This window comes from Nostoc sp., from assembly GCF_036917555.1.
Classification (GTDB): Bacteria; Cyanobacteriota; Cyanobacteriia; order Cyanobacteriales; family Nostocaceae; genus Nostoc.
The window spans coordinates 1-4,537 of the sequence record NZ_JBALDD010000079.1; the positions used below are offsets into that span (position 1 = coordinate 1).

General features: G+C 42.3%; 4 protein-coding genes. 3 read left to right on the forward strand and 1 reads right to left on the reverse strand.

Translation table 11 applies throughout. The annotated features are described in order from the left end of the window. The first annotated feature begins 198 nt into the window (after nt 1-198). Nucleotides 199-1,227 (forward strand): aldo/keto reductase, encoded by a 1,029-nt coding sequence (locus V7K60_RS30905; protein WP_334931437.1) that lies wholly within the window; start codon nt 199-201, stop codon nt 1,225-1,227. Nucleotides 1,228-1,361: 134 nt separating this feature from the next. Here the strand turns inward: V7K60_RS30905 and V7K60_RS30910 are convergent, their stop codons facing one another. Then, nucleotides 1,362-1,757, reverse strand: a complete 396-nt coding sequence (locus V7K60_RS30910) for a hypothetical protein (RefSeq protein ID WP_334931439.1) — start codon at nt 1,755-1,757, stop codon at nt 1,362-1,364. Between the two features lie 537 nt (nt 1,758-2,294). Here V7K60_RS30910 and V7K60_RS30915 point away from each other — a divergent pair. Together V7K60_RS30915 and V7K60_RS30920 are read left to right on the forward strand one after the other, a co-directional pair. Continuing rightward, complete coding sequence (locus V7K60_RS30915; RefSeq protein ID WP_442944497.1) at nt 2,295-2,690, forward strand: hypothetical protein; 396 nt, start codon at nt 2,295-2,297, stop codon at nt 2,688-2,690. Between the two features lie 125 nt (nt 2,691-2,815). Then, nucleotides 2,816-4,537 (forward strand): tetratricopeptide repeat protein (locus V7K60_RS30920; protein ID WP_334931441.1); only part of this gene is annotated, 1,722 nt, incomplete at its 3' end.

The following is a 4,537-nucleotide window of genomic DNA, read 5'->3' on the forward strand; positions in this document are numbered from 1 at the left end:
ATCAGTTGAGTAGGGAGCCGGCATAACTATGAGTATTTTTGCTGCCTCTTTAGTTTCCTAAATTTGTGGTCTATTCAATTGAAAAACGCTGTAAATTGACACCACTGGGCAGTGCCGTGCCCCTACGGGTGTACCTCACGCAAACGAGAAGTGCTATATATGCCTGATAATTAGTAAGGCAATCTACAAACAGCAAAGATGCAGACTCTCCAAAAACTCTCCCTCCCAAGCATGGGCTGCGGCACTTGGGCTTGGGGCAACCAACTGCTTTGGGGATATGACGAAAGTATGGATGAGCAGTTGCAAGCCGTCTTTAACCTTTGTGTAAGCAATGGTGTAACTTTATTTGATACAGGTGATTCTTACGGAACTGGGAGATTGAATGGTCGCAGTGAGTTACTTCTGGGACGATTCAACCAAGAATATGTCGGTTCAGGCAAAGAAAATATTTGTATTGCTACTAAGCTTGCTGCTTACCCGTGGAGATGGACACGTCAATCAATGGTAAGGGCTTGCCAGTCATCTGCCCAACGCCTGGGAAGAAACGTCGATTTGGTACAGATGCACTGGTCAACAGCAAACTATGCTCCTTGGCAAGAGGAAGGGCTGTTAGATGGTCTTGCCGATTTGTATGAGCAAAGACTGGTCAAGGGAGTAGGATTATCCAATTATGGACCAAAACGGCTTCAGCGAGTGCAGAAAAAGTTTGCTGAACGAGGCGTTCCGATTACAACTCTGCAAGTTCAATATTCTCTGTTATCTACATATCCTGTCACCCAACTCAAGCTCAAAGACCTTTGTGATGAGTTAGATATCAAATTGATTGCCTACAGCCCTCTAGCTTTGGGACTACTGACAGGAAAATACTCTGAGCAAGGCCCTTTGCCTAAAGGCATTCGAGGTCTGTTATTTAAGCAAATATTATCAGGAATGCGTAGAGGCGTTCGCGCAGCGTCTCGTAGAGAAGCGGCTTCTACTGGCAAATCGCTTTTGGAATGTTTGCGAGAGGTGGCACAGTTCAGAAACAAAACTATGTCACAGGTAGCAATTAATTGGTGCATCTGTAAAGGAACCATTCCCATCCCTGGAGCAAAAAGCGTGGAACAAGCGAGGGAGAATCTTGGTGCGTTGGGTTGGCAATTAGACGCTGGTGAGATTGCAGAGTTGGATAAGGCGGCGGCGAATACAGACAAAAAAATGGTACAAAATATCTTTCAAACTAAGTGATTCAAGGTCGCTCAATTAGAATATGAATCATTGCAAATAGGTATTTCGACCACGACTGAGATGGGAATGGTGTAGTTCAATTATTTGAAAAGCGCTATCAAATCAAGACTTTTGTCAGGAGTCGAGTGATGAGCTTATGCAGTTTGAGTATTATTATTAGAGACTTCATCCGTACTAGCTTTTAAGCGATTGATTAAGCTTCTGCGGACGCGATCGCTTTTGCGAATACCACCCGCCATTTCATATTCATGGCTGTCTTTGCCGTACTTAAAGGCAACTCCCAAGAGCATTTTTTCAGTCAGATCGCTCAAACTTTTTTCCAACTCTTTCATCTCATTTGTGTAAGAGTCAATCACAGCTAGAGTGGTATTATAAGCATCTATTTTGCTACGGTACTGCTGAATTATTTGTGTAAGATTTTGCAAGTTTCGAGCATCCCCAAAATCCATGCCAGGATCAATTGCTTTAAGTCCGGCGATTCTCAATTCAGCTTTTTCTAGAACGCGATATGTACGCTTTTGCCGAGGCATAATTATCTTCTTTTTATGTGTTCTAGAGCTAGCTTGCCTTACTAAAGCCTAATTTTGGTTGGGTAAAATCCACAAATATTGGTATCGAGTGTAACTATAGACTCAGCAATATCAACAAAAATAATGATGTTTGTAACGAAAATCGTAGTGATGGTAACTAAATTTGTAACATTGTAACGAAAATAATCATGTTTGTAACAAAAATCCTAGCGGTGGTAACTAAACTCGTTATTTTAGTAACAAACTCGTAATATTGTAACGAAAATAATCATATTTGTAACAAAAATCGTCGTGGTGGTAACTAAACTCGTTATTTTAGTAACTTAAAGCGCGATGTTAGTAGCGATGTTAGTAATGGCAACTGGTTTCAATTCCAAAAACCTAGATATTACAGGCAATGAATTGAGCAAGTAATACTGAACTCTGCAAAACCTGTAACACTGAGTTAAATCGAGGTTTTTTTAACTTAGCTGTAGAATTTAGAACAAAAGCGGTGTGTTAATAAGTAAATAAGATACACATAGTCAAGGCAGGATTATGATACTTGAAACTGCGGCGATCGCTGTTGGCACTATAATAGCTACCAAAGCCTTAGAAAAAACAACCGAAAAGGTAACAGAAACTTTATTAGATAAGACTGGTAAGTTTCTCGTCACCCTCAAAAAACAGTCTCCCCATACTGTAGTTGCTATAGAGAAAGCACCAGAGCAACCACTTGATTATGGCAAGGCTGTACTAGAGGTAGAATCGGCTGCTAAAGCTAATCCCGAAGTGGCTCAAGCTATGCAGGAATTGGCCGCAGCAGCTAAAGCAGAACCAAATCCTAAATTGGCTGAAATTCTGGCTATGCCTAATTTAGAGAAATTGGCAGATAAAATTGGTCAGGTTGTCATGCCTGGTGGGACAGGAAATATTCAAAATCAATCTTTTTAAGTCATTTATCATGTTACCTAACCCCCAGCCCCTTCCCTACAAGGGAAGGGGAGTAAGATTCAAAGCCTCTCTCTATTTCGGAGAGAGGTCTTTCAGTTTTCGTGAACAGCAAGATTTAACTATGTATGCTTGAAGACTCTGGCAAGTTTGCTGAAAAAATTGGTGCTTTTGCTGCCCCTGGCGCTCAAGTTAACATTGGCACTCAAATTCTTAACGGGCAGAAACAGCTAACTTCCACAAAATCTATCCCTCGCGGTTCTGTTCATTTCGTCGGGCGAGAAACAGAACTAACAACGCTGTATGAAGACTTGCAGCGCAAAGACTATGTAGCAATAGCCGGAATGGGTGGCGTGGGCAAAACTGAATTAGCTACCCAATACGCCAGACGATATCAACAAGATTATGGGGGAATTGCCTGGTTTAACGACAGAGAAACTAATCTCGCCGCCGAAGTTTTAGAGTTTTTCCGGTTGCAGTTTGGTTTGGAGATTCCCCAAGAATTAGGAGGAAGACTTTTAAGCCTTCAACAACAAGTAGCCTGGTGTTGGTCTAAATACCCCGACTCTCCCTTGCCGATTTTAATCGTCTTTGATGATGTAACTAATTTAGACAACCTCCGCGAAGTCGTTCCCAACGATAATGGCTTCCGAGTCTTAATTACTACTCGATTGCGGCATTTAGACCCAAATTTTATTCAAGAGATTCCCTTAGATGTTCTCTCGCCCCAAAAAGAACCAGGGAAAGCTTTAGAATTGTTAAAACAACTGTTGGGAGAAACAGATAAGCGAGTTGAAAACCAACTGCAAGCCGCAACCGCAATATGTGAATGTCTGGAATATTTGCCCTTGGGGATAGAGTTAGTTGGAGGTTATTTAGTACGCGACCCGGACATATCTTTAGATATCATGTTTGGGCGATTGCAAGTAAGTAAATTAGCAGAAGCAGCTTTACAAGACCGGGAAACTCTCAACTCAACTCAACTGGGAGTCAAAGCCGCCTTTGCTTTAACTTGGTCAGAACTCGACCCACTGGCGCAACAACTAGGAATATTTTTGAGTTTATTTTCTCCTGTACAGATTCTTTGGGATTTGGTTATTTGGGTGGCGACAGAAAGTCAAAAAGCAGAGGAGCAGGGGAGCAGGGGAGCAGAGGAGAAAAACAGCCCACAAACGGAAGTAGGAGACTTAGACACCTTCCAAGGTGAAGAAAACAGTCCCCCTTGCTCCACTTCGGCTACGCTCAGTGACCACCTGCTCCCTGCTCCCTTGCCTCTTTTAACTTGGTCAGAAGATGAATTAAACGCAGCTAAAAAGCAACTCTATGAGCGCAATTTGCTGCAATTGGTGGAACAAAAGGAAGGATATTATAAAATTCATGCCTTAGTGCGGTGGTTTTTGCAAGGGCAGTTAACGACCTCTGGCGAAATCAAATCAGTTTTAGAAACAACCTTCGCCACTGCCATGATAACCGTTGCCCAAATCATTCCTGGTTCACCAACTTCTGAGCAGATTGAAAGCATCAGAGATGTCGTTCCCCATCTCGAAGACCTGGGAAACTGTTTAATTGCAGAGATTGAGCAAGCAAAAGAGGCACAGATAATTTCTCTAGCATCAGTTCCCAATGATCAAGCAATTTGGATATTTGTGGGAATAGGAAGATTTTACAAAGGACAAGGACTATATCAATTAGCAGAACCTTGGGATGAAAAATGCGTAAATGTTTGCCAGTCCTTGTTTGCTGGCGACCATCCCAATGTGGCTGGTAGCTTGAATAATTTAGCTTTACTCTACGATAGCCAAGGGCGGTACAGCGATGCCGAACCACTATACAGTGAAGCTTTGGCAATG